This window comes from Defluviimonas salinarum, from assembly GCF_026013545.1.
GTDB classification, from domain to species: Bacteria; Pseudomonadota; Alphaproteobacteria; order Rhodobacterales; family Rhodobacteraceae; genus Albidovulum; species Albidovulum salinarum.
Window position 1 is genome coordinate 108,601 of the sequence record NZ_JAPDOG010000004.1, and the last position, 22,677, is coordinate 131,277.

Below are 22,677 nucleotides of genomic sequence, written 5' to 3' on the forward strand. Positions count from 1 at the left end.
GCCGGCTCAGGGTACTCCAACGGCTCCCCGAAGCCGCGGCGCGATGGCGCGCAATGCCTCTGAAAGCAGCCTGCGGGTTTCGGCGATCCGCGGCACCTCGGCCAGATCGGCATGGCTCGCAACCCAGATATCGACCGACAGGTCCGGCAGGATGCCCGTCACCCGTTCGAGCCGGGGATCCTCGGCGCCGAGGAGATCCGGCAGAACCGCCATCCCCTGCCCCGTCGCCGCGACCTCGCGCAGAACCGGGAAACTGTCGGCAGCGGCAACGATCCGCGCCGGATCGACCGATGCGGCGATCCAGGTTCCGACCGGCGTGCGCGCCAGCGGGCCCGAGAGGCCAAGCCAGTCGTCGGTCGCCGCCCCCTTGGCGCGGAACAGGCCGAACCCGAGCACCCCGGCGGTTTCGCCGACCAGATCCTCGGGCAGCCGGAGCGTCGGACGCACCGTGATCTCGGCATGGGTCCGCGCGAGGTCGAGATGGGTGTTCGTGCAAAGGATCTCGATCCGGAGGTCGGGCGCCTCGGAGCGCAGTTCGGCCACGATCGGAGGCAGCACGAACTGGCAGAAAGTGTCGGTCGCCGTCACCCGGATGTTGCCGGACAGCGGCGAGCGCACGCCCTGGAGCATCCGCCCGACCGCCTGCACGGCACGGTCGACCTCGCGCGCCGCCTCGATGACGCGGTTTTGCACCGGCGGGACGGAATAGCCGCGCGCGGTCTTGTCGAAGATCTCGATCCCGACCGCCTCCTCGTAGGCGGCGATCCGGCGCAGGACGGTGGCGTGGTTGACGCCGAGCCGCCGCGCCGCGCCGCTGACCGAGCCCTCTTCCGCCACCGCCAGCACGAAACGAAGGTCGTCCCAGTTCTCGCGCATCACATGTTCTCCCAACGCCGTGCCGCCCGTCGTGGCCTCCGTGCGCGGCGAGCTGCTCTGTGCGTATTCTCACCAATACCATGCGAAATTTCCGATTGGTGGAAGAATTCGGCACAGCTATCCTTCCCCTTATCAATCGCAGGGAGATTTCCATGAAGACCTTTCTTTTGACGATAACCGCCGCCACGATCCTGATCACCGGCGTCGCCACCGCCCAGGACGCGCCTTTCGCGCGCGAGATCAAGGTGCGCCAAGGCATCATGGGCTACCGGACCATGAATGTCGCCATTCTCGGCGCCATGGCCAAGGGCGAGGTCGACTACAACGCCGAACAGGCGCAGAAGGCCGCCGACAACCTCCTGACCGCCGCGTCGATCGACATGTCGATGCTCTGGCCGGAAGGCTCTGACGATTTCGCCAATCCCGACACGCGGGCGCTCGCCAAGATATGGGAGGGCGGTTCGGATGTCGGCGCCAAGGCGCAGGCGCTGGTCGATGCGGCGACCGCGATGCAGGCCGCGGCCGGGATTGATCTCGCGAGCCTTCAGGGCGCGTTGAAGGGCGTGGGCGATGCTTGCACGGCCTGCCACGAAGCCTACCGGGCATCTGCCAACTAATCCGGCGCGCCTTCGTTCCTGACGCGAGCCGACGATGCGCCGGATCCTTCTCAGCCTGACGATCCTCGCTGCGACGGGCGCGGCCGGCGCCTGGTTCGTGCTCCGGCCCGAGCCGCTGCCCGCCGATGCGTTGGCGGGCCTCGAGGCCGACGCCGTTCGCGGCGAGCAGGTTTTCTGGGCGGGCGGCTGCGCCGCCTGCCACTCCGCCGAGAAGGCCGAGGGTGCGGACCGGTTGGTGCTCAAGGGCGGCCGGCGCTTCCCCTCACCGTTCGGCACCTTCGTCGCACCGAACATCTCGAACGACCCTGCTGCGGGGATCGGGACATGGACCGCGCTCGGTCTCGCCAACGCGATGCTGCGCGGGGTCTCGCCCGAAGGCCGTCACTACTACCCGGTCTTTCCCTATGCGAGCTACGCGCGGGCGACGTTGCAGGATGTCGTCGACCTGCGCGCCTTTCTCGCCACGCTGCCCGCCGACCCGAGCCCCAGCGCGCCGCACGAGGTGGCGTTCCCCTACAACATCCGCCTCGGCCTCGGGCTCTGGAAACGGCTCCATCTCGACGACGGCTGGGTGGTGGCCGGCGACCTGAACCAAGCCGAGACACGGGGCCGTTACCTCGTCGAGGCGCTCGGCCATTGCGGCGAATGCCACACGCCGAGGGGGGGCCTCGGTGCGATGGACCGGAACCGCTGGCTCGCAGGCGCGCCCATTCCGGGCGGCAAGAGCCGGTTTCCGAACCTCACGCCGGCGAAGCTCACCTGGTCCGAGGCCGATATCGTCGCCTTCCTCACCACCGGCTTCACGCCGGACTACGATTCGGTCGGCGGTGCGATGGCCGAGGTGGTCGACGGCCTCTCCCATCTCGCCCCGTCCGACCGGGCGGCCATCGCCGCCTACCTCAAGCGTGTTGTACCGGCTGAGTGACGCCGGGTCGTTCCGGATTCACCGGTCGTTAACCCTGCTGCGGAAAGCTGAAGCCGGGACGCCGAACAATCACGCGACTCGGCGGTTGCCTGACGGGAGCTTTCGATGCCGATCCGTTTGCCCTGTATCTCTGCCGTCCTCGGCCTGATCGGCCTCGTGCTGGCGGTCCCGGCCCACGCCCAGAGCCGGGAAAGCCGATCGCCCGCGGCTGCAGCCCACATTGCGGCCACGCGCCCGGTGTCCGGCCCAGAAGTCCGGTCCGGGTTCGCTTACCGGGCGACGGTCGAGTGGATACGGCCGGTGACGTCTTTTGAAGGCACCGGGTTCGGGGCGCCCGGCCGGATTGACCGGCGTCTGACGGCCTTGTTCGCCGATGAACTCGGCAACACCTTGATCAAGCAGATCCGCGCCGGAGCCGAACTCGCCGTAACCCCCGCTGCCGGACAGCGTCTCGACCTGTCGGTCGGGTTGAATTTCTGAGCCAGCCGAGCCGCGCGTTTCAGCCGCGGCCGAGCTTTTCCAGCCGCGCCGCCCGGAGCCGGGCGAAATCCTCGCCCGCATGGTAGGAGGACCGCGTGAGCGGCGTCGCCGAGACCATCAGGAATCCCTTGCCATAGGCGGCCTTCTCGTAGCCCGCGAATTCCTCCGGCGTCACGAACCTGTCGACCCGATGGTGCTTCGGCGTCGGCTGCAGGTACTGGCCGATAGTGAGGAAGTCGACGTCGGCCGCGCGCATGTCGTCCATCACCTGCCGCACCGACTGCCCGTCCTCGCCGAGCCCGACCATGATGCCGGACTTGGTGAACATCGCCGGGTCGAGTTCCTTGACCCGCTGCAGGAGCCGCAGCGAGTGGAAGTAGCGCGCGCCGGGTCGGACTGAGGGGTAGAGACCGGGCACCGTCTCGAGGTTGTGGTTGAAGACATCGGGGCGAGCTTCTACAACTTTTTCAAGAACTTCCGGCGCACACTTCAGAAAGTCCGGGGTCAGGATCTCGATCGTGGTCCCCGGCGAACGGTGCCGTACCGCGCGGATCGTCTGTGCGAAATGCTCCGCGCCGCCATCCTCGAGGTCGTCGCGGTCGACCGAGGTGATGACGACATGCTTCAGCCCCAGCGTCTCGACCGCATGGGCCACCCGCCCCGGCTCGAACGCGTCGAGCGCGTCGGGCCGGCCGGTCGCGATATTGCAGAACGAGCAGCCCCGGGTACAGATCTCGCCCATGATCATCATCGTGGCGTGGCCGGCCGACCAGCATTCGCCGACGTTGGGGCAACCCGCCTCCTCGCAGACCGTTACGAGCTTGTTGGTGCGCAGGATGTCGCGGGTCTGCTTGTACCCGGCGGAAGTCGGGGCCTTCACGCGGATCCAGGCCGGTTTCTTCGGCTGCTCCTGGTCAACTCGATGCGCCTTCTCGGGATGGCGCTGGCCCGGAATCTTGAGATCTCGCAAGAGATTTTCCCTTCAACAGGTCGCAAAATCCCAATACGCCCTGCGGCGCCGGATGGCAATCTGGCTTTGGCGGGCGAATCCGCCGAATCGGAGCCCGAGGCAATGGGCACCGGCCGCGAACAGGAAACCAAAGGGACAGGACCATGAGCAAGAAACTCGTCGCCGAAGTGATCGGCACATTCATTCTGGTATTTCTCGGGTCGAGCGCGATCGTCTTCATGGCCGACGCGATCGGCCTGATCGGAATCTCGTTTGCCTTCGGCCTCGGGGTCGTGGCCGCCGCCTACGGGCTCGGCGCGATCTCGGGGGCGCATCTGAACCCGGCAGTCTCGATCGGCATGGTGACCGCCGGGCGCATGAGCGTCGGCGACTTCATCGGCTATGTCATCGCCCAGGTGATCGGCGCGATCCTCGCCATCATCGTGCTGTGGGTCATCGCCGCGGGTAATCCCGAGTGGTCGATCGCGACCAACGGCCTTGGCCAGACGACGGTCGGCGCCTACGGCACCACGGGCGCGCTCGTGTTCGAGGCGGTGGCGACCTTCCTCTTCGTCACCGTGATTCTCGGAGCCACCCATTCCAGCGCTCCGGGCGCGATGGCGGGCCTGGCAATCGGCCTGACGCTGGTATTGATCCACCTCGCGGGGATTCAGGTCTCCGGTTCCTCCGTCAATCCGGCCCGCTCGCTTGCGCCGGCGCTCTTCGTCGGCGGCGATGCGCTGGCGCAGCTCTGGCTCTACATCGTCGCGCCGCTCGCCGGCGGCGCCGCGGCGGGCGCGCTCCACGCCGCCGGGTTCACCCGTGCCGACGCATAACGCCCGCCTTCTGATCACCTGACAGCGAACGGCCCCCGTGTCGAGCGGGGGCCGTTTCCAGGCGCCGTCGTGCTATCCGATCAGCGGCGCCCTGCCGCCATTGGTCTCGTCGTAGTGGCGCTTGAGCCGCTGCAGCGCGATCCGGAGCACGATCTTTCCCGACCGCGCCGACCAGCCCATGCGCCGCTCGGCCGCCTCCAACCCTTCGAGATAGCAGCAGCAGCGCAGCACCATGTCGCCGAGTCCGGGGCCGAGATCCTTTAGCGCGGCCGCAACCCGATCGCGCGCCCTGCCCGATCCGCCGCCAAGCCCGCCGTCGCCCGCGAAACTGCCGCGGTCGCCGGCGGTCAGGAAGCGGTCCCAGTTCTGGGCGACGCGCGGCCCCATCTGCGCCAGTTCGAAATCCTCGCGCAGCCGCTCGCCGGCAACGACGAGATCGGGCGTCAGGAACGGCTGACCATCCTTCTCCTTCCGCCGCGCCAGGACGGCGAGCGGGCTTTCCGCGAGGTTGTAGCGCATGCGCCGCGGCGTCTGCTCGCCCGGCTCCATTACTACACGCTCGTCCCAGACCCGGTGCTGTTCGGTGAAGGGCGTCTGGGCCTCGGCGAAGCCGCCGGCCCGGGTCGATTGCTCCTCGGCCAGGAGCCGCTTCAGTGCGGCACGGCCCGCCGCCGTGATCTCGTAGGTGGTCACCCGGCCCGGTTTCTGCACCGCGATCCAGTCCTTCAGGGCGAAGGCCTGCGCGGCAGAGCGATCGACCACCGCGATCCGCACGGTTCCCTTGAGGACGACCGCCTTTTCCATCTCCGGCGCGATCGCGAGCAGGGCACCGGCCTCGCAGAGGCGGCGCAGAATGCGGCGCGCCTCGCGCTCGACGGTGGATTCGTCGGCGATCTGGGGCTGGATCGAGCGGATCGGTGCGGTCATCGGGCAGTTCCCTTCCTGTGCAAAATCTGGTCGCGAAGTTTCCTGTGCCCGTTCCGTCCCGATCAGGCGAAGATGTAGCCGGCCGAGCCGGTCCAGTGCGTCATCGACCAGAGGATCGTCGCGACGGTTCTCGAAGGCACGAACCTTGCGCAGCACCGTCGAGGCATGGCAGCCCTCGCTCCGCGCCAGCGCGCGGATCGACAGCCCCTCCTCCGTATGGCGCAGATAAAGGCGCGCATTTTCGGGCAACCAGGCAGGCAAGCCGGCCTGCATGTGAACCATCAGCGTCATCTTTCCCCCGGATGTCCTTCAGCGCCGTCACGTCGCCTTAACCACAACGAACTCAACCGTGTGTTGCTTTTCTTACCTGATCGTTAAAAACGAGCACGACCCTGAGAATTGTTGATAAAATCTAAATTTCTTTGAACGATCCGGTCGCTCCACCGCCAAGACCCGCAACGGCGACGATTCCAGTTGCATCTTCCGGTTGTCAAATCTCCGGAGGATCAGAATGTCCGATCTACTCTCGCTCGTGTCCGAACTGCGGCGTCCCCGCCTCTTGATCCGCGCCGCCCGGGCCGGGCTTGCCGAGTACAACCGCAGCCGCGACCTGAGGCGGGTGATACGCGTAGCGGATACGCCCGCGCCGGAGCGGGCGCTGTCGGCCCTCCTGGCCGAGGAGGAGCGGTTGGAGGCGACGCGCCAGGCCGGCGACGCCTCCTACAGCTTCATCCGCCATATCGAAGTGCTGATCGCGATGATGGCCGAGGCGCGGCTCCTGCCACAGCCGGGCCGCGCCTGAATGCGAAAGGGCCGCCCTGATGGGCGGCCCTTCCTGTCCCTCGCGACTGGCGCGATCACATGAAGGCGTCGGGCATCGAGGCCTTCTTCTTCGCGACGTATTCGTTCAGCGCCTCTTCGACCGCCGGGTCGATCGCCGGCTTCTGGTAGTCGTTCAGGAGCTTGTTCACGCGCGCGCGTGCCAGCGCCACGGTGTCGCGGGCGCCTTCCTCTTCCCAGGCCTCGTAGGGCTTGTAGTCGAGCAGTTCGGTCCGCCAGAACGCCTGCTTGAAGTTCGATTGCGTGTGTTCGCAGCCGAGATAGTGGCCGCCCGGGCCGACCTCGCGGATCGCGCCCATCGCCTGGCCGGTCTCGGACATGTCGATGCCCTTGGCGAGGTGATGCAGCACACCGAGCTGGTCGGCATCCATCACGAACTTCTCGAAGGACGACACCAGGCCGCCTTCCAGCCAGCCGCAGGAATGCAGCATGAAGTTCACGCCCGCGAGGAGACCCATGTTGAGCGAGTTCGAGGTCTCGTAGGCGGCCTGCGCGTCCGGCAGCTTCGAGCCGCAGAACGAGCCCGCCGAACGGTACGGCAGCCCCATGCGGCGGGCGAGCTGGCCCGCGCCGTAGGTGATATGCGCCGCTTCCGGCGTGCCGAAGGTCGGCGCGCCCGAGTTCATGTCGATCGAGGTCACGAAGGCGCCGAAGATCACCGGCGCACCCTGACGGATGAGCTGGCTGTAGGCGACGCCCGCCAGCACCTCGGCCATGACCTGCGTCAGCGTACCCGCGACCGTCACCGGCGCCATCGCGCCGCCGACGATGAAGGGCGAGATGATGCAGGCCTGGTTGGCCTTCGCGTAGACTTCCAGAGCGCCCATCATGATCCCGTCGAAGGTCATCGGCGAGTTGATGTTGACGAGCGAGGTCATCACGGTGTTCTGGTCGACGAAGTCGTTGCCGAAGAGGATCTTCGACATCTCGACCGAATCCGCGGCGCGGACCGGCTCGGTCACCGAGCCCATGTAGGGCTTGTCGCTGAGCGTCATGTGGGCGAGCAGCATGTCGAGGTGGCGCTTGTTCACCGGGATGTCGGTCGGCTCACACACCGTGCCGCCCGAGTGATGCAGCCATTTCGACATATAGCCGAGCTTCACGAACTTGTGGAAGTCGTCGAGCGTCGCGTAGCGGCGGCCACCGTCGGCATCACGGACGAAGGGGGGGCCGTAGACCGGGGCGAAGACGAGGCCACGGCCACCCACGGTCACGTTGCGCTCCGGGTTGCGGGCGTGCTGGACGTAGGACGAGGGTGCGGTCTTGCAGAGCTGACGCGCGAGGCCCTTCGGGATGCGGACGCGCTCGCCGTCGACATCGGCGCCGGCATCCTTCCAGCGCTTCAGCGCCTCGGGGTTCTCGACGAAGTTGACGCCGACCTCCTGAAGGATCGTCTCGGCGTTGGCCTCGATGATCTCGAGCGCTTCCTCGTTGAGGATTTCGAGGTTCGGAATGTTGCGCTCGATGAACTTGGCGCATTCGATGCGGACAGCGGTGCGTTCCGCCCGGCGCGCCGCGCCGCCGCCACCCCGTGCCCGCCGGCCTTCCGAAACTTCGCTCATATCCCTGAGTCTCCTGACTATGTCGGTTTGGGGCACCTTGTACCCGCATTGGGCCGGGGCCGATTGCGGGATGCGGCGCTTCGCAAGCGAAAACGACATTTGACGACCCGGAAAGCGACGGCCGCAGGCTCCCGCGGCGTCAGGCGACGCGGGCGAGTTGCCCGGGCGCGAAAGGCTCGATCGTCACCCGGTCACCCTCGAAGGTGCAGAAGCTGCCCGGCGGCACCGAGTCCCAGCATTCGCCGGTTTCCAGGGGCTCTGAGACGACCGCGCGGCCGCGCCGCGAGTCCGACCAGCGGTGGTAGAGCGTCGGCGCCCCGGCGTCGGTTGCATAGCGCGCCGCATAGAGCTTCTCGCCATCGGAAAACGCCGCCGTCATCCGCACATGCGGCGCCGCTCCCTTCGCGCGCGACAGCACTTCGAACCGCGCTGTCGCCCGTTCTAGCGCGCCTTTGGGATCCTCGTCGAGCCCCTCGCCGAGCGCGACGAGGAACAGGGCCTCGCTGTCGGTCGCGCCCTTCCGGTGGGCATAGAGATGGTCTGGGATCAGCATCTCGGCATCGCGGCGCAGCGCGTCGTAGCCGCCGATCTGACCGTTGTGCATGAAGGACCAGCGGCCGACCGCGAACGGGTGGCAGTTGTTGCGGCTCGTCGCGGTGCCGGTCGAGGCGCGGACATGGGCGAGGAAGAGATGCGACTTCACCTGCGCCGTCAGCGAGCGCAGGTTCGGGTCCGACCAGGCCGGCAGGATGTCGCGGAAGAGCCCCGGCTCCTCGCGATCGCCATACCAGGCGAGCCCGAAGCCGTCGGCATTGATCGCCGACTTGCATTCCGAGGCACACTGGCTCTGATGGATGAGCGAATGGCCCGGCCGGCTGACGATGTCCTCGAGAAAGATCGGAGTGCCGGTATAGGCCGCCCATCTGCACATGCTCTCGCCTCGCGTAGCGGGCGGCGCCTTCGGATTCCGCCACGTCCGGAAGCCTGGCACTGCCTCGTTGCTTTTGGCTTAACGTAGCGCGGATCACGGCGGCAATCGACAGATTCCGTTCAGGTCTCCGTATTATCGGCGCTTCGCTGCCCGGCGGCATCAGCGCCGGGGCGCCTCCGCTCCGGTCGCCGTGACCGGATCGCCCACCGCGATACGGCCCGCCTGGACCACTTCGGCGCACCAGCCGCCGTGGCCGCGCATCGCGTTGTAGCCGCCCTGCCCCAGCGCCGCCTCCATCCGCGAACAGGGCGCGCAGGGGCTGGTGATCGTCACCTCGGCGCCGCCGATCCTCAGCCGCGCATGGCGAAGCGCGCCAAGGTTGATGCCCTTGATCACGAGATTGCGCCGCAGGAGTTCAGGCGCGACCGCCTCGCGCCGGCAGAGCGCGGCGATCACCGGCAGGTGCTCCGCCTGAATCAGCGTCAGCGCGCGCTTGCCTTCACGGGCGTGATCGCCCGCGAGCCCTGCCTCGGTCAGTTCCGCCGCATCAACCGAGACGGGATCGGCCAGCCGCTCGGGGCGCAACCCGATCCAGACCACTCGCCCCGCCCCGGCATGGGTTGCCAGAAGCCGGGCGAGATCCGCCATCAGGCTTCCTCGAGCACCATCAGGTCGCGTTCGCTGGCGCCCTTCGCATGGGCGAGCGCGGCCTGGTACTCGTCGCTGTTGTAGCAGGCGACCGCCGCTTCGAGCGACGGGAAGCGCGCCACGACGTTGCGCGGCCGCTCGTTGCCCTCGAGCTGGACATAGCGCCCGCCGCGCGCGAGAAACACGCCGCCGTGCCTGGCAATCGCCGGGCCCGCTGCCTGGGCATACTTGCCGTAGGCCTCGGCATCCGTGACCTTCACATGCGCAATCCACAGCGCGGATTTGGTCTCGCTCATTACTTCGCACCTCCGATGATCGCTTCGGCGGCCTTAACCGCCTCCTCGGCCTTCGACGCATCCGCGCCGCCGGCCTGCGCCATGTCCGGCCGCCCGCCGCCACCCTTGCCACCGAGCGCCTCGGCCGCGGCCTTGACGATGTCGACCGCCGAGAGCCGCGCGGTGAGGTCCGGCGTCACGCCCGCCGCCACCGCCGCCTTGCCACCGGTATCGGCGACGACGAGCACCGCGCCCGAGCCGATCCGTGCCTTCAACTCATCGACGAGCGCGGGCAGGTCCTTGCCGGAGACGCCCGAGACGATCTGCGGCAGGAAGCGGATGCCGTTGACCTCGCGGTCGGCAGCGCCCTGCCCCGCGCCGCCGCCCATCGCCAGTTCGCGGCGAAGCTGCGCGACCTCGTTGGCGAGCGCCCGGCGCTCGTCCATCAGCGCCTTCACGCGAGCCGGCACGTCGGCGGCCTGCGCCTTCAGCGTCGCCGCAACCTCGCCCAGCCGCTGGTCCTGGCCACGCAGGTGGTCGAGCGCCGCCTGACCGGTCAGCGCCTCGATCCGCCGCACCCCTGCGGAGGACGCCGAGTCGCCGAGCGCCACGAAGGCGCCGATGTCACCCGTGCGTTTCACATGGGTGCCGCCGCACAGCTCCAGCGAATAGGTGTCGCCGTCGGTACCCTTGCCGGAACCCGAAAGCGTGCCCATCGAGACGACCCGCACCTCGTCGCCGTATTTCTCGCCGAAAAGCGCCTGCGCGCCAAGCCCGCGGGCATCGTCGGGCGTCATGATCCGCGTCTCCACCGGCGAGTTCTGGCGGATGAACTCGTTGACCTCGGCCTCGACATCGGCAAGTTCCGCGCTCGTCAACCCCTTGGAATGGCTGAAATCGAAGCGCAGCCGGTCCTCGGCATTGAGCGAGCCGCGCTGCGCGACATGATCGCCAAGCGCGCGGCGGAGCGCCTCGTGCAGGAGGTGGGTCGCAGAATGGTTCGCCCGGATCGCGGTGCGGCGGGCATGGGCCACTTCCAGCTTTGCCGGCTGGCCACGGGCGATCTCGCCCTCGGCCACTTCGGCGATGTGGATGAAGATGCCGGCGGATTTCTTGGTGTCCGTCACCCTGGCCATGCCGGTATCGGTGCGGATGAAGCCGGTATCGCCGACCTGGCCGCCGCTCTCGGCATAGAATGGCGACTGGTTGACGACGATCTGCACCTTGGCGCCGCTCGCCGCCGCACCGGTTTCCTTGCCCTCCGCGACCAGCGCGAGGATCTGGCCCTCGGCGGTCTCGGTATCGTAGCCGAGGAACTCGGTGACCCCGTGCTTTTCGGCCAGGTCGTACCAGATCGTGGCGTCCTGGGTCTCGCCCGAGCCCGCCCAGGCGGCGCGCGCCTTAGCCTTCTGCTCCTGCATCGCGTGGTCGAAGCCCGCGACATCGACGGTCCGGCCCTTCTCGCGCAGCGCATCCTGCGTGAGATCGAGCGGGAAGCCGTAGGTGTCATAGAGCTTGAACGCCGCGGCGCCCGGCAGCGGCTTGCCCTCGCCGAGTTTTCCAAGTTCGTCGTCCAGCAGACGGAGTCCGCGCTCAAGCGTCTGCTTGAAGCGGGTCTCCTCGAGCTTCAGTGTCTCCTCGATCAGCGCCTGCGCCCGCTGCAGTTCCGGATAGGCCCCGCCCATCTGCCGCACCAGCGCCGACACAAGCCGGTGCATCAGCGGATCCTGCGCGCCGAGAAGATGCGCGTGCCGCATCGCGCGGCGCATGATCCGGCGGAGCACATAGCCGCGCCCCTCGTTCGACGGCATCACCCCGTCGGCGATCAGGAACGAGGTGGATCGCAGGTGGTCGGCGATGACCCGGTGGTGGATCTTGCCCGGCCCGTCGGGATCGGTCGAGGTGCCATGCGCCGAGGCCTCGATGAGGCTCCTCATCAGGTCGGTGTCGTAGTTGTCGTGCTTGCCCTGCAGAAGCGCGCCGATCCGCTCCAGCCCCATGCCGGTGTCGATCGACTGCATGTCGAGTGCGCGCATCGAGCCGTCCTCGAACTGCTCGTTCTGCATGAAGACGAGGTTCCAGATCTCGATGAAGCGGTCGCCGTCCTGCTCGGCCGAGCCGGGAGGGCCGCCCCAGATATGGTCACCGTGGTCGTAGAAGATCTCGGTGCAGGGGCCGCAGGGACCGGTCGGCCCCATGCGCCAGAAATTGTCATCCGTTGGGATGCGGATGATGCGGTCGTCGGGAAGTCCCGCGACCTTCTTCCAGATCCCGGCCGCCTCGTCGTCGGTGTGGTAGACCGTGACGAGGAGCTTGTCCTTGTTCAGTCCGAAATCCTTCGTGAGAAGTTCCCAGGCGTAAGGGATCGCCTCGGCCTTGAAATAGTCGCCGAAGGAGAAGTTCCCCAGCATCTCGAAGAACGTATGGTGCCGCGCCGTGTAGCCGACGTTGTCGAGGTCGTTGTGCTTGCCGCCCGCGCGGACGCATTTCTGGCTGGTGGAGGCGCGGACATAATCGCGCGTCTCGACCCCGGTGAAGAGGTTCTTGAACTGCACCATGCCCGAGTTGGTGAACATCAGCGTCGGGTCGTTGCGCGGGACGAGCGGCGAGCTGTCGACGATCCGGTGATCGTTGCGCCGGAAGAAGTCGAGGAAGGTCGAGCGGATGTCGTTCAGGCTGGGCATCGGGCGGGCCTCTCGGGGCGGAAGGGATCAGCCTTGGCGTGTTAGCCCTTGTCGGGGTCCATGTCCATATTCCTGCGGCGCAGCATTGCCGTCACGTCAGGTGCAGGAAGACCTTCGCGACGATCTGCCAGCGGCCCTCGTGGTAAAGCAGGTTCAGCGTGTCGCGGAAATCGAGCCCGGCCCAGACATTGACCACCCGTACCACCGCCGTATCGCCGGCCACCACGATCGACTCGATCTCATGCGGCGGCACCGGTGCATCGGCCGGGATCGCCTCGGCCTCGCAGGAGGCGATGAACTTCTCGACGCCATCCCATTCGAGCCCGCCGCCGAAATGGCCGATCGAGGCCGCCTTCGGATGGAAGGCACGCGCAAGCGCCGCGCGGTCCCCGCGCGCCATCCCCTCGACATAGGTGGCGACGGTGCGGCGAATATCCTCGAAATGATCCATAAGCTCTCCCCCAAATGCGAAACGCGGCCCCAAGGGGCCGCGTTCGATCCTCGCATGAAGGGGAGCGATCTCCAAACCGCTCTCAGCTCTCCATCACATCCTCTGCCGAGGCGTCGTCATCCGAGGCCCCGAAGTCGAGCCCGTGGCTCGCCCGGATCTTGTCCTCGATCTGCCAGGCCATGTCGGGGTTGTCCCTCAGGAACTGCTTGGCGTTCTCGCGGCCCTGGCCGATACGCTCGTCACCGAAGGAATACCAGGCGCCGGACTTCTCCACGACGCCGGCCTTGACGCCGAGGTCGATGAGCTCGCCGGTCTTGGAGATGCCCTCGCCATACATGATGTCGAACTCGACCTGCTTGAACGGCGGCGCCACCTTGTTCTTGACGACCTTGACGCGGGTCGTGTTGCCGACGACCTCGTCGCGATCCTTTATCGAGCCGATGCGGCGGATGTCGAGCCGCACCGAGGCGTAGAATTTCAGCGCGTTGCCGCCGGTCGTCGTCTCCGGCGAGCCGAACATGACGCCGATCTTCATGCGGATCTGGTTGATGAAGATCACCATGCAGTTCGAGCGGCTGATCGAGGAGGTCAGCTTGCGCATCGCCTGGCTCATGAGCCGGGCATGAACGCCGACATTGCTGTCGCCCATGTCGCCCTCAAGCTCCGATTTCGGCGTCAGCGCCGCGACCGAGTCGACGACGACGAGGCTGACCGCGCCCGAGCGCACCAGCGTGTCGACGATCTCCAGCGCCTGCTCGCCGGTATCGGGCTGCGAGATCAGCAATTCGTCGAGATTGACGCCGAGTTTCTTCGCATATTGCGGGTCGAGCGCGTGTTCCGCGTCGACGAAGGCGCAGACCCCGCCCTTCTTCTGCTCCTCGGCCACGACATGGAGCGTGAGCGTGGTTTTCCCCGAGCTTTCCGGCCCGTAGATCTCGACGATCCGGCCCTTCGGCAGGCCGCCGATCCCGAGCGCGATGTCGAGCCCGAGCGAGCCCGTCGAGGTCGCCTCGATCTCCATCACCGGGTTGTCCGCGCCAAGGCGCATGATCGAACCCTTGCCGAACTGCCGCTCGATCTGCGCGAGGGCCGAATCGAGGGCTTTCTGTTTGTCTGCGGAGCGCTTGTCGTTCATGTCGAAAAGGTTCGTCACTGCCATCGGTCGCTTCCTTATTTCACACCCGGCTAAGGGCGGCAATCGCTGCTCGTGTTCTTGTCATGTTCTCATGTTTATGAGATCAAAAAGAGAACATTTCAACACGATTTTCGTCAAATCGACTTTTTCTTCTTCCGGTAAAGGATTACTTAACGGCGCCGTGATTTTTTCGCGGCACGGACACGGGAGGCGTGATGCTTGTTTTCTGGAAGCAACGGCTGGTCTATCTCGCGACGCCGAAAACCGGCAGCACCGCGATCGAGGCGGCGCTCGAATCGCTGGCGAGCGTCGTGATCCAGCGCCCGCCGGAGCTCAAGCATACCTCGGCCCATCGCTACTGGCGCTTCCTTGCTCCCTATCTTCAACTCGCGGCGGATGAGGATTTCCAGGTCGTCGCCGTGATGCGCGAACCGCTCGACTGGCTCGGAAGCTGGTATCGCTACCGCCAGCGGGATGACGGGCCGCGCCCCGAACGCAGCACCGCCGGGATGAGCTTCAACCAGTTCATCGAAGCCTATCTGAGCGATCCGCAGCCCGAATTCGCGAAGGTGGGGCGCCAGAGCCGGTTCCTCGTTCCCGACAAGGGACCCGGCGTCGACCAGATATTCCGCTACGACGACATGCCGGGCTTTGTCGGGTTCCTCGAGGAGCGGCTTGACTGCGAGATCAACTTGCCCCGGCTCATGGTATCGCCTCCCGGATCGCTTGAGCTCGACGGCGGACTCGAAACTCGGCTGCGTGAGGAGCTACAGCGCGACTTTTCGCTCTACAACTCGCTCAAGGATTAGGTCATCGCCGCGATGATCCAGTCGTACACGGCGCGGGCATCCTTCGTAGCACGATCAGGATCGACGCCGATCAGGTAACCCCTCCTGCTTTCGACCTGTTCCGGAACCGCCAGCACCAACGACCCCGCCTTCAGACGGTCGTCGATGAGCCCATGCCACCCGAGTGCTATTCCAAGCCCGGCTTCAGCCGAGCGGACGACGAGATCATAGCTGTTGAATGTCGATCGCACCGCCGTTCGATGATGTTGCAGGCCGAACCGCGCAAGCCACTCCGTCCAGCTCATCCACGGCGCGCCGGGTGGCGAGGCCAGATCGACAAGCGCCTCGTGCAGGAGGTCCGAAGGCCTGAGCGTCGAGCCCGACCCCTTCAGATACGCCGGACTGCAGACGGCCGACACTCGTTCCTCCATCAGGCAAACCTCACCGGGCCGCCGTTCTCTCAGCTCGCCCATGCGGATGGAGATATCCGTGAGGGACGCGTCGGCCGGGGCCGGCAATTGCGAGGCAAGGACAGAGATGTTGAGGGCCGCAAACGCCTCCCGAAGCTCGGGCATGCGCGGCAGAAGGCGGAAGGTCGCGAAGGCGAAATCCACCGAGATCAGGACCTCGGCCGTCGGCGGTCGGGTCCGGAAGGCCGACAGCCCCGCGGTGGCCAGCGCGACACCCGGCGCCACGGCCTGATAGAGATCCTGCCCTCTTCGCGTGAGCTGTATGCCACGCCTGCCGCGTTCGAAGAGCTGAACGCCAAGACCTTCCTCAAGGCTCTTCATCCGCTGGCTCAGCCGCGGCTGTGTAAGGCCCGCCGCCTCGGCGGCCGCAGAGAATTTCCCAAGCTCGGCGGCCAGGACGAACAGGCACAGGTCCGAGCTGTAGCGGCCGAACATGGCATAAGCGTTGTGAAAGTCTGTCATTAGCAGGTGTCGCTGTTTTACGCCGCAGGAACGCATATTCTCGTATGATGTGCTATTTAAAATATGCGAACTACCGCGAAGGCAAACCCGGCGCTTCACAGTGGCCGATCCCGATCCGTCGGTGCCAGGCCGTGCGACCGGTCCCGCGTTCATAGTAAGTTGGCGCCGGCACGCCAGAATCCAAGGAGCAAGACGTGAGCAGCACCTCGCAAGACAAACCGAACATCCTGATCCTCATGGTGGACCAGCTCAACGGCACGCTCTTCCCCGACGGCCCGGCCGAGTGGCTGCATGCGCCGAACCTCAGGCGCCTCGCCGCGCGTTCGGTGCGGTTCCGCAACGCCTACACCGCCTCGCCCCTCTGCGCGCCAGGCCGCGCCTCGTTCATGTCGGGCCAGCTGCCGTCGCGCACGCAAGTCTACGACAACGCGGCCGAGTTCGCCTCCGACATCCCGACCTTTGCCCATCACCTGCGCCGCGCGGGCTACCAGACCTGCCTTTCGGGCAAGATGCATTTCGTCGGGCCCGACCAGCTCCACGGCTTCGAGGAGCGGCTGACGACCGACATTTACCCCGCCGATTTCGGCTGGACGCCGGACTACCGCAAGCCCGGTGAGCGGATCGACTGGTGGTATCACAACATGGGCTCCGTCACGGGCGCCGGCGTGGCCGAGATCTCCAACCAGATGGAATACGATGACGAGGTCGCCTACAACGCGACGCGCAAGGTCTATGACCTCGCGCGGGGGCTCGATGACCGGCCTTGGTGCCTGACCGTCAGCTTCACCCATCCGCATGACCCTTACGTCGCGCGGAAGAAGTACTGGGATCTCTACGAGGACTGCGAGCATCTCCTGCCCGAGATTCCGGCGATGGAGTATGCCGATCACGACCCTCACGCGAAGCGCATCTTCGACGCCAACGACTGGCGCAACTTCAACATCACCGAGGAGGACATCCGCCGTTCCCGCCGCGCCTATTTCGCCAACATCTCGTACATCGACGACAAGATCGGCGGCATCCTCGAGGCGCTGGAGACGACGCGGCAGGAGGCGGCGATCCTCTTCGTCTCCGACCACGGCGACATGCTCGGCGAGCGGGGGCTCTGGTTCAAGATGAACTTCTACGATGGCTCTTCGCGGGTGCCGCTGATGATCGCCGCCCCCGGCCTCGATCCGCAGCGCATCGATACGGCCGTCTCGACCCTCGACGTCACGCCGACGCTGTGCGACCTCGCCGGGGTCTCGCTGGACGAAGTCATGCCCTGGACCGACGGGATGAGCCTCGTGCCGACCGCGAAGGGCACCGAGCGCACCGCGCCGGTGATGATGGAATACGCCGCCGAGGCCTCCTATGCGCCGCTCGTGTCGCTGCGTGAAGGGCGCTGGAAGTACAACCGCTGCGCGCTCGACCCCGACCAGCTCTTCGACCTCGAGGCCGATCCTCACGAGCTGACGAACCTCGCCGGCGACCCGGCCCATGCCGACACGCTCGCGGCGCTGAAGGCAAAGTCCGAGGCGCGCTGGGATCTCGCCCGGTTCGACGCCGAGGTGCGGCAGAGCCAGGCGCGGCGCTGGGTGGTCTACGAGGCGCTCCGGAACGGCGACTACTTCCCCTGGGACTACCAGCCGCTGCAGAAAGCCTCGGAGCGCTACATGCGCAACCACATGGACCTCAACGTGCTGGAAGAATCGAAACGCTTCCCGCGCGGCGAGTGACGCCGCCGCGCCATCGGGTTGCGGCGCGGGTGAAAGCCGTGGATGATCACCCCCGGAACCGCATCCGGGGGCAGGAATGAAGATCGCGACCTTCAACATCAACGGCATCAAGGCGCGGGCGGAGGCCCTGCCCGCCTGGCTCGATGAGGCGTCGCCCGACATCGTGCTCCTGCAGGAGATCAAGTCGGTCGACGAGGCGTTCCCGCGCGAGCTTTTCGAGGATCGAGGATATTTCGTCGAGACCCACGGCCAGAAGAGCTTCAACGGTGTGGCGATCCTGTCGAAGATTCCTCTGGAGGACTTGACGCGCGGCCTGCCCGGCGACGATGCGGACGAGCAGGCGCGCTGGATCGAGGCGACGGTGGTCGGCAAGACGGCGGTGCGGCTCTGCGGGCTCTACCTGCCGAACGGCAACCCCGCGCCGGGGCCGAAATACGATTACAAGCTCGCCTGGATGGCGCGGATGAAGGAACGTGCTGCCGAGCTTCTGGCCGAGGAGATGCCGGTGGTCATGGCGGGCGACTACAACATCATTCCCCAATCCGAGGATGCCGCGAAGCCCGCGGCCTGGGTCGAGGACGCGCTCTTCCTGCCCGATAGCCGCGCCGCGTTCCGGCGGATCCTCAATCTCGGCTATACCGAGGCGTTCCGCACCCGCGAGCCGCGGCCCGGGCATTACTCGTTCTGGGACTACCAGGCCGGCGCCTGGGCGAAGAACAACGGCATCCGCATCGATCACCTCTTGCTCAGCCCGCAGGCCGCCGACCTTCTCAACGACGCCGGGATCGACAAGGCGGTGCGCGGCGGCGACAAACCCTCCGACCACGTTCCGGTCTGGATCGAACTCGACGCCTGAGCCGCCACACGGCGCACGGAGCGACCGTCAGTGATCGTGTGGTCCGAGCTTTCGGTGCAGCCGTGCGTCGTGGGTCCGGAAATGCTCGACGAACCAGGCTTCGAGCGCCGCGGTCAGCCGCTCCGCCGCCGCCTCGGCATCGTCATGCGCGTCATCCATGATGTCGCGCAGCGCGTCGAGCAGGCGCTCATGATCGGCCTTGTGCGGCGGGTACTGGTCGTATTCGGCGCGCCGCATCTGCTTTTCCTCATGCGCGAAATGCGCCGATATCGCCCGGAAGAGATCGCCGAAACTGCGGTCGATATCGGCGCCGGGCCGGCCGTCGAGGATCGCCGCGGCGGCGCTGTTGACCAGCTCCACCAGTTCCTGGTGCTCGTGGTCGACCGCCGGGTCGCCGACGCTGTATTCCGGTTTCCATGCGATCGGGGCCATCGCGCCCTCCCCTCAGTGCAGGTAGAACCGGCCGGTTGTCGCGTCGAAGTCGATCGCGACGCTTTCGGCCGGCGCCACCACGATATCGAAGGCCGCCTCCTGGGTGAAGCCCGCGACCGCCGGGTCGTCGCGCATCCGGACCGCGACGCGGTAGCTGCCGGCGGGTACGAGCAGGCGGTGATAGACCCGCGACGGTCCCGAACCCGAGATCCCACTCGGCGGCAGGTCGGCGGCGAAGGCCGGTTCTCCGTCGAGATCGAGCTCGACCCGCACCGGCGCCCGGCGACGCTCGCAGACCTGCGGCGTGCGCATGTTGGCCGGAAGCTTCGCCAGTTCCTCGGCGGTGCGGTCGCGGCAATCGCGCACGCCGCTGTGGGCGAAACTCAGCCGCATGAGGGCCATATCCCCGGGCACGCTCTGCCACATGGGCCGCGCCGACAGCATGGCGACACCAAGAAAGAGCGCTAGGGTCAGCGCCCCGCCCAGTGCGAGATGCGGCCAGCGCCGGCCCCAGTCGATGCCCGGCCCGCTCATGTCGCGCTCCCTGCCCGTTTTGCGGCGCCGTTCGCCCCGGCGGACTCGGTTTCCTGGAGCGGCCGGACATTCTCGTAAGGCGGCATCGCCGCGAGCCGCTCCGAAAAGCCTTTCAGCTCGGCGGCGAGCCGCGTCGTCTCGCTCGGCCCGGCCCAGACCGTGAGGATCCGCTCGCGCGGCACGCGCCGGCGGAGTTGCGGATCGCGGGTGCGGGCGAAGCGGTCACGGGTCCAGGCCCCGCCGACCCGGTTGTAGCAGTCGCGCTCGGCACAGCCGGCGACAGCGACGCCGTCGGCAAGGCCGCGGCTGATGATGAAATCCAGAAGCGAGGGCGGCGCCATCGCGACGCAAGGCAGGACGACGCGGCCCGGCGCCGCCTCTCGCCCCGCGGCATGGGCGCAGGAGAGCGTCATCACCCGCCCCGGCCCGGTCAGTCCGCGCGCCGCCGCGATCACCTCGGCGCGAAGCTCGGCCAGCGGCCGTCCGGGCAGATCGATCCCGGTGATCAGATCGCCCGAACGGCGGAACGGCGAGGAAGACGGACAGGCGCCCATGCAGATGCCGCAGGCGACGCAGCGGTCGGCATTGACCTCGACCTCGTGGCTGAAGGGCAGCCCGTCCGTGCGCGGCACCAGCGTGATCGCGGCATAGGGGCAGTCCTCGACGCAGCGCGTGCAGCCGTTGCAGAACTCGAGGAACACCTTAGCGGCGGCAGCCTCGCGGCGCGGCGGCAGCCAGGGCAGGCCAATGAGAAGCAGGGTGAAGACCACGGTTCCGGCCCAGATCACGCCGGGCGGCACGCTCTCGATCACCGGGTAGAGCGACAGGAGGAACCAGTCGAGCCCAACCTGCTGCGGTACCTTCGCCAGGTCGGCGGGCCCGTCGAGATAGGCCGGCAGCGCGAGCGAGGTCGCGACAAGCGCGACCACCGTAATGAGACCAAGACCGCGCGGCGGGTTCGTCCGCGCTTCGGTGATGCGCTGGATGTGGATCCACATCAGGAGAAGCAGGAGGAGCGGGATCGCGATGTGGAGGAACACCATCAGCGTGAAGAACCGGCCCGAAAGCGTATCCGGCGCGAGGAAGTTGCGCGCGATCGGCTCGGCGAAGATGCCGAGGCTGTCGAGAAGCTCGGTCGTGGTCAGCGCGACGTATTGCGCCAGCTCGTCCCAGACCAGCCAGTAGCCGGTGATGCCGGAGAGATAGACGAACCAGATGATCGGCACGCCGGTGATCCAGGAGAACCAGCGCCGCCCCCGGTAGCGGTCCATCGCCCATTCGCGCACGAGATGGACGAACATCACCAGCACCATCAGATCCGAGGCGTAGCGGTGCACGCTCCGGGCGAGCCCGGCATGCCACCAGTGGTCGCGGCTCAGCCATTCGACCGAGCCATAGGCAGCGGTGACGCCGGTGTCGAAGAAGATGAAGAGGTAGATTCCGGTCCCCGCCACCAGCCAGAACAGGAGCCAGCCGAGCGGGCCGAGCTGGGCGAGCGGGTTCCAGTCCGGCCCGAACAGCCGGTCGAGCCCGAGTTCGACCCGGTCGAATCCGCGCCTCAGGATGTCGCGCATCAGATCGCCCCGCGCTCGGCCCGTTTCAGCGCCCGACGGCGTTCGAGCCAGAGCCGGAAGATCACGATCCCGGTCAGCACCAGCGAGAGCGCCCCGAAGAAGATGCCGAAGAAGATGCCGTAGTCGAAACGGTAGGCGCCCGTCAGCGGGTTGTAGACCGTGCAGAGGAACGAGATCCGGTCCCAGAGCCCCTCGGCCGTGATCGCCGTCGTCCTGATGCCGAGCACCAGTTCCTTCAGGGGTTCAAGGAGCACCGGCAGCGGGAAGGCCTCGCCGTACATCTGCCGGTAGACCCGGCCCTCGGCATCTAGGAGGCTCGTCTGGGTCACATGCTCGAACCCGCCCGCCCCGGCGCGGAAGGAAAAGCCGAGTTCCGTGAGCAGGGCCTCGGTCGTTGCCGGGTCGGCGCTGGCGATCTGCCAGTTCGTCACCTCGACCAGCCGGTGGGTGCCGGCAAAGCCCGCGAGCTGCGCCGGCCGGTCTCCGCTGGCATCGAAGCCGAAGGTGAGGATGTTGAAGGCGTCGTTGCCGAGCGCCTGCTGCGCCTTGAGGACGGACTCGCGCAGGTGGTCGGCGGTGATCGGGCAGACCGTGGCGCAGCTGGTGAAAATCAGCGAAACGAGGAGCGGCTTGCCGCGCAACTCCGCGAGCGTGAGCGTCCGGCCGCGATGGTCGGTCAGGACGTGGTCACTCGTCGCGTTGCCGATCGCCGCCTGGCTCGTCTCGTAGGCGATTTCCGCGTCGAGCTTCTCCGCCACGGCGGGCGACGCCGCGAGTCCGGCGAGGATGACCGCCAATGCCTTCAGGAGACCCATCTTGCGGCCCCGTCGAGCAGCACGCCGGCCGAGACCAGCGCGAAATGGAAGAGCGAGGCGCGGAAGGTCGCCATCGCGTTGCGGCGCTCTGGCTCGCGCAGGAGCCGCCAGCTTGCACGGAGGAACATCGCTCCGCCGAGGGCGGCGCAGAGACCGTAGAGCGGCCCGAGCCCATATAGCAGAGGCCCGAACGAGATCAGGACGAGGACGAGGACATGGCTGAAAATCACCGGCCCCCAGACCTCCGGCCCGGTGACGACGGGCAGCATCGGGATGCCCGCGCGTTCGTAATCGGCACCTTTTGCGGCGGCGAGCGCCCAGAAATGCGGCGGCGTCCAGAGAAAGAGCATCGCCGACAGGAGGACCGGCACCGGCGCCAGCGTCGGGCCAAATTCGGGTGCCGCCGCCGCGGCCCCTGCGAGGAGCGCGAAGCTGCCCGCCGCACCGCCGATCACGACGTTCCAGACAGTGCGGCGCTTCAGCCAGAGCGTGTAGACGACGCCGTAGGTGAAGGCGCCGCAGAAGACGAGGACGGCGGCGAGCGTGCCGCCCACCGACCAGCCCATCACCAGCGAGGCGGCGAGGAGCGCGGTGAAGGTCAAGGGCCAGATCGCGCCCGGCTTCAGCTTCCCGCTGGCGAAGGGCCGCATCGCCGTGCGCGCCATCAGCCGGTCGCTCTCGCGCTCGAAATAGTGGTTGAAGGCCCCCGCCGCGCCGGAGGCCCCAAGTACTGCGAGGGTGAAGACCAGGGCCTCGGCCCAGCCCATTTCGCCGCCGCCCGTAACGATGCCGACCAGGGCGGCGAGGGCCACGAAGGAGCCGATCCGGAGCTTCAGGATCGAGGCGGTCATCGTCAGGGCGGCGGTCATGGGCAGGCTCCGCATCGGATGGA

Annotated in this window: 24 protein-coding genes; 8 read left to right on the forward strand and 16 right to left on the reverse strand. The window is 67.2% G+C overall.

The genetic code is table 11. From position 1 onward, the window contains the following. Window positions 1-6: 6 nt before the first annotated feature. Window positions 7-876, reverse strand: coding sequence for a LysR family transcriptional regulator (locus OM960_RS06060; protein ID WP_264771368.1), 870 nt, complete (start codon window positions 874-876; stop codon window positions 7-9). A 152-nt stretch (window positions 877-1,028) separates the two neighbouring features. Between OM960_RS06060 and OM960_RS06065 the strand changes: the two genes are divergently transcribed. From OM960_RS06065 to OM960_RS06075, 3 genes are all read left to right on the forward strand, one after another. Further along, window positions 1,029-1,493 (forward strand): c-type cytochrome, encoded by a 465-nt coding sequence (locus OM960_RS06065; protein ID WP_264771369.1) that lies wholly within the window; start codon window positions 1,029-1,031, stop codon window positions 1,491-1,493. Window positions 1,494-1,527: 34 nt separating this feature from the next. After that, the gene (locus OM960_RS06070) at window positions 1,528-2,418 is read left to right on the forward strand and encodes a cytochrome c (protein WP_264771370.1); all 891 of its coding nucleotides are present in this window, start codon (window positions 1,528-1,530) and stop codon (window positions 2,416-2,418) included. Window positions 2,419-2,523: 105 nt separating this feature from the next. Continuing rightward, entirely contained in the window at window positions 2,524-2,898 is a 375-nt protein-coding gene (locus OM960_RS06075) for a hypothetical protein (RefSeq protein ID WP_264771371.1), read from the forward strand. A 19-nt stretch (window positions 2,899-2,917) separates the two neighbouring features. Here OM960_RS06075 and lipA read toward each other — a convergent pair whose 3' ends face one another. Further along, window positions 2,918-3,868: a lipoyl synthase gene (gene lipA / locus OM960_RS06080; protein ID WP_263332943.1), complete on the reverse strand. Its 951-nt coding sequence runs from the start codon at window positions 3,866-3,868 to the stop codon at window positions 2,918-2,920. Between the two features lie 143 nt (window positions 3,869-4,011). On the opposite strand from lipA, the gene OM960_RS06085 reads away from it, so the two are divergent. Further along, window positions 4,012-4,683 carry an aquaporin gene (locus tag OM960_RS06085; protein WP_264771372.1) on the forward strand — a complete coding sequence of 224 codons (672 nt, stop codon included), beginning with the start codon at window positions 4,012-4,014 and terminating at the stop codon, window positions 4,681-4,683. Between the two features lie 72 nt (window positions 4,684-4,755). Here the strand turns inward: OM960_RS06085 and OM960_RS06090 are convergent, their stop codons facing one another. Further along, the gene (locus OM960_RS06090; RefSeq protein WP_264771373.1) at window positions 4,756-5,901 is read right to left on the reverse strand and encodes a DUF6456 domain-containing protein; all 1,146 of its coding nucleotides are present in this window, start codon (window positions 5,899-5,901) and stop codon (window positions 4,756-4,758) included. A 220-nt stretch (window positions 5,902-6,121) separates the two neighbouring features. Here OM960_RS06090 and OM960_RS06095 point away from each other — a divergent pair, with 220 nt between their 5' ends. Continuing rightward, the gene (locus OM960_RS06095; RefSeq protein ID WP_263332949.1) at window positions 6,122-6,412 is read left to right on the forward strand and encodes a DUF6477 family protein; all 291 of its coding nucleotides are present in this window, start codon (window positions 6,122-6,124) and stop codon (window positions 6,410-6,412) included. 55 nt (window positions 6,413-6,467) lie between these two features. Here OM960_RS06095 and OM960_RS06100 read toward each other — a convergent pair whose 3' ends face one another. From OM960_RS06100 to recA, 7 genes are all read right to left on the reverse strand, one after another. Beyond that, on the reverse strand, window positions 6,468-8,012 hold the full coding sequence (locus OM960_RS06100; RefSeq protein ID WP_263332951.1) for a trimethylamine methyltransferase family protein: 1,545 nt from the start codon (window positions 8,010-8,012) through the stop codon (window positions 6,468-6,470). A 139-nt stretch (window positions 8,013-8,151) separates the two neighbouring features. Beyond that, window positions 8,152-8,943, reverse strand: coding sequence for a class II glutamine amidotransferase (locus OM960_RS06105; protein ID WP_263332955.1), 792 nt, complete (start codon window positions 8,941-8,943; stop codon window positions 8,152-8,154). Between the two features lie 159 nt (window positions 8,944-9,102). Beyond that, complete coding sequence (locus OM960_RS06110) at window positions 9,103-9,591, reverse strand: MOSC domain-containing protein (protein WP_263332956.1); 489 nt, start codon at window positions 9,589-9,591, stop codon at window positions 9,103-9,105. Beyond that, window positions 9,591-9,887 (reverse strand): DUF1330 domain-containing protein, encoded by a 297-nt coding sequence (locus tag OM960_RS06115; protein WP_263332958.1) that lies wholly within the window; start codon window positions 9,885-9,887, stop codon window positions 9,591-9,593. Before OM960_RS06115 ends, OM960_RS06110 begins: the two co-directional genes overlap by 1 nt. Beyond that, window positions 9,887-12,550 (reverse strand): alanine--tRNA ligase, encoded by a 2,664-nt coding sequence (alaS, locus tag OM960_RS06120; RefSeq protein WP_264771374.1) that lies wholly within the window; start codon window positions 12,548-12,550, stop codon window positions 9,887-9,889. Before alaS ends, OM960_RS06115 begins: the two co-directional genes overlap by 1 nt. 91 nt (window positions 12,551-12,641) lie before the next feature. Then, window positions 12,642-13,001, reverse strand: coding sequence for a nuclear transport factor 2 family protein (locus OM960_RS06125; RefSeq protein ID WP_264771375.1), 360 nt, complete (start codon window positions 12,999-13,001; stop codon window positions 12,642-12,644). Between the two features lie 82 nt (window positions 13,002-13,083). Then, window positions 13,084-14,160, reverse strand: a complete 1,077-nt coding sequence (gene recA / locus OM960_RS06130) for a recombinase RecA (RefSeq protein WP_263332962.1) — start codon at window positions 14,158-14,160, stop codon at window positions 13,084-13,086. 191 nt (window positions 14,161-14,351) lie between these two features. Between recA and OM960_RS06135 the strand changes: the two genes are divergently transcribed. Further along, a complete protein-coding gene (locus OM960_RS06135) occupies window positions 14,352-14,945 on the forward strand; it encodes a sulfotransferase family protein (RefSeq protein ID WP_263332965.1) in 594 nt (197 codons plus the stop codon). Here the strand turns inward: OM960_RS06135 and OM960_RS06140 are convergent. Next, entirely contained in the window at window positions 14,942-15,856 is a 915-nt protein-coding gene (locus OM960_RS06140; RefSeq protein ID WP_264771376.1) for a LysR substrate-binding domain-containing protein, read from the reverse strand. The two genes, OM960_RS06135 and OM960_RS06140, sit on opposite strands and share 4 nt — an antisense overlap. A gap of 194 nt (window positions 15,857-16,050) precedes the next feature. Here OM960_RS06140 and betC point away from each other — a divergent pair, with 194 nt between their 5' ends. Together betC and xth are read left to right on the forward strand one after the other, a co-directional pair. Next, window positions 16,051-17,574, forward strand: coding sequence for a choline-sulfatase (gene betC, locus OM960_RS06145; RefSeq protein WP_264771377.1), 1,524 nt, complete (start codon window positions 16,051-16,053; stop codon window positions 17,572-17,574). A 76-nt stretch (window positions 17,575-17,650) separates the two neighbouring features. Continuing rightward, the gene (gene xth, locus OM960_RS06150) at window positions 17,651-18,430 is read left to right on the forward strand and encodes an exodeoxyribonuclease III (RefSeq protein WP_264771378.1); all 780 of its coding nucleotides are present in this window, start codon (window positions 17,651-17,653) and stop codon (window positions 18,428-18,430) included. A gap of 27 nt (window positions 18,431-18,457) precedes the next feature. Here the strand turns inward: xth and OM960_RS06155 are convergent, their stop codons facing one another. Genes OM960_RS06155 through cyoE form a run of 5 tightly spaced genes read right to left on the reverse strand, consistent with a single transcriptional unit; the run spans window position 18,458 to window position 22,654 of the window. Then, on the reverse strand, window positions 18,458-18,862 hold the full coding sequence (locus OM960_RS06155; protein WP_264771379.1) for a bacteriohemerythrin: 405 nt from the start codon (window positions 18,860-18,862) through the stop codon (window positions 18,458-18,460). A gap of 12 nt (window positions 18,863-18,874) precedes the next feature. Next, a complete protein-coding gene (locus tag OM960_RS06160) occupies window positions 18,875-19,396 on the reverse strand; it encodes a hypothetical protein (RefSeq protein WP_264771380.1) in 522 nt (173 codons plus the stop codon). Beyond that, entirely contained in the window at window positions 19,393-20,970 is a 1,578-nt protein-coding gene (locus OM960_RS06165; protein ID WP_264771381.1) for a cytochrome b N-terminal domain-containing protein, read from the reverse strand. The genes OM960_RS06160 and OM960_RS06165 overlap by 4 nt, the downstream gene beginning before the upstream one ends. Then, window positions 20,970-21,785 carry an SCO family protein gene (locus tag OM960_RS06170; protein WP_263332979.1) on the reverse strand — a complete coding sequence of 272 codons (816 nt, stop codon included), beginning with the start codon at window positions 21,783-21,785 and terminating at the stop codon, window positions 20,970-20,972. Before OM960_RS06170 ends, OM960_RS06165 begins: the two co-directional genes overlap by 1 nt. After that, window positions 21,773-22,654 carry a heme o synthase gene (cyoE, locus tag OM960_RS06175; RefSeq protein ID WP_264771382.1) on the reverse strand — a complete coding sequence of 294 codons (882 nt, stop codon included), beginning with the start codon at window positions 22,652-22,654 and terminating at the stop codon, window positions 21,773-21,775. The genes OM960_RS06170 and cyoE overlap by 13 nt, the downstream gene beginning before the upstream one ends. Window positions 22,655-22,677: the final 23 nt, after the last annotated feature.

Bases quoted from the DNA above. Each gene is read 5' to 3' on its own strand.
- OM960_RS06060 (WP_264771368.1), bottom strand. From the start codon at position 876: ATGCGCGAGAACTGGGACGACCTTCGTTTCGTGCTGGCGGTGGCGGAA.
- OM960_RS06065 (WP_264771369.1), top strand. From the start codon at position 1,029: ATGAAGACCTTTCTTTTGACGATAACCGCCGCCACGATCCTGATCACC.
- OM960_RS06070 (WP_264771370.1), top strand. From the start codon at position 1,528: ATGCGCCGGATCCTTCTCAGCCTGACGATCCTCGCTGCGACGGGCGCG.
- OM960_RS06075 (WP_264771371.1), top strand. From the start codon at position 2,524: ATGCCGATCCGTTTGCCCTGTATCTCTGCCGTCCTCGGCCTGATCGGC.
- OM960_RS06085 (WP_264771372.1), top strand. From the start codon at position 4,012: ATGAGCAAGAAACTCGTCGCCGAAGTGATCGGCACATTCATTCTGGTA.
- OM960_RS06090 (WP_264771373.1), bottom strand. From the start codon at position 5,901: ATGACGCTGATGGTTCACATGCAGGCCGGCTTGCCTGCCTGGTTGCCC.
- OM960_RS06095 (WP_263332949.1), top strand. From the start codon at position 6,122: ATGTCCGATCTACTCTCGCTCGTGTCCGAACTGCGGCGTCCCCGCCTC.
- OM960_RS06100 (WP_263332951.1), bottom strand. From the start codon at position 8,012: ATGAGCGAAGTTTCGGAAGGCCGGCGGGCACGGGGTGGCGGCGGCGCG.
- OM960_RS06105 (WP_263332955.1), bottom strand. From the start codon at position 8,943: ATGTGCAGATGGGCGGCCTATACCGGCACTCCGATCTTTCTCGAGGAC.
- OM960_RS06110 (WP_263332956.1), bottom strand. From the start codon at position 9,591: ATGGCGGATCTCGCCCGGCTTCTGGCAACCCATGCCGGGGCGGGGCGA.
- OM960_RS06115 (WP_263332958.1), bottom strand. From the start codon at position 9,887: ATGAGCGAGACCAAATCCGCGCTGTGGATTGCGCATGTGAAGGTCACG.
- alaS (WP_264771374.1), bottom strand. From the start codon at position 12,550: ATGCCCAGCCTGAACGACATCCGCTCGACCTTCCTCGACTTCTTCCGG.
- OM960_RS06125 (WP_264771375.1), bottom strand. From the start codon at position 13,001: ATGGATCATTTCGAGGATATTCGCCGCACCGTCGCCACCTATGTCGAG.
- recA (WP_263332962.1), bottom strand. From the start codon at position 14,160: ATGGCAGTGACGAACCTTTTCGACATGAACGACAAGCGCTCCGCAGAC.
- OM960_RS06135 (WP_263332965.1), top strand. From the start codon at position 14,352: ATGCTTGTTTTCTGGAAGCAACGGCTGGTCTATCTCGCGACGCCGAAA.
- OM960_RS06140 (WP_264771376.1), bottom strand. From the start codon at position 15,856: ATGACAGACTTTCACAACGCTTATGCCATGTTCGGCCGCTACAGCTCG.
- xth (WP_264771378.1), top strand. From the start codon at position 17,651: ATGAAGATCGCGACCTTCAACATCAACGGCATCAAGGCGCGGGCGGAG.
- OM960_RS06155 (WP_264771379.1), bottom strand. From the start codon at position 18,862: ATGGCCCCGATCGCATGGAAACCGGAATACAGCGTCGGCGACCCGGCG.
- OM960_RS06160 (WP_264771380.1), bottom strand. From the start codon at position 19,396: ATGAGCGGGCCGGGCATCGACTGGGGCCGGCGCTGGCCGCATCTCGCA.
- OM960_RS06165 (WP_264771381.1), bottom strand. From the start codon at position 20,970: ATGCGCGACATCCTGAGGCGCGGATTCGACCGGGTCGAACTCGGGCTC.
- OM960_RS06170 (WP_263332979.1), bottom strand. From the start codon at position 21,785: ATGGGTCTCCTGAAGGCATTGGCGGTCATCCTCGCCGGACTCGCGGCG.
- cyoE (WP_264771382.1), bottom strand. From the start codon at position 22,654: ATGACCGCCGCCCTGACGATGACCGCCTCGATCCTGAAGCTCCGGATC.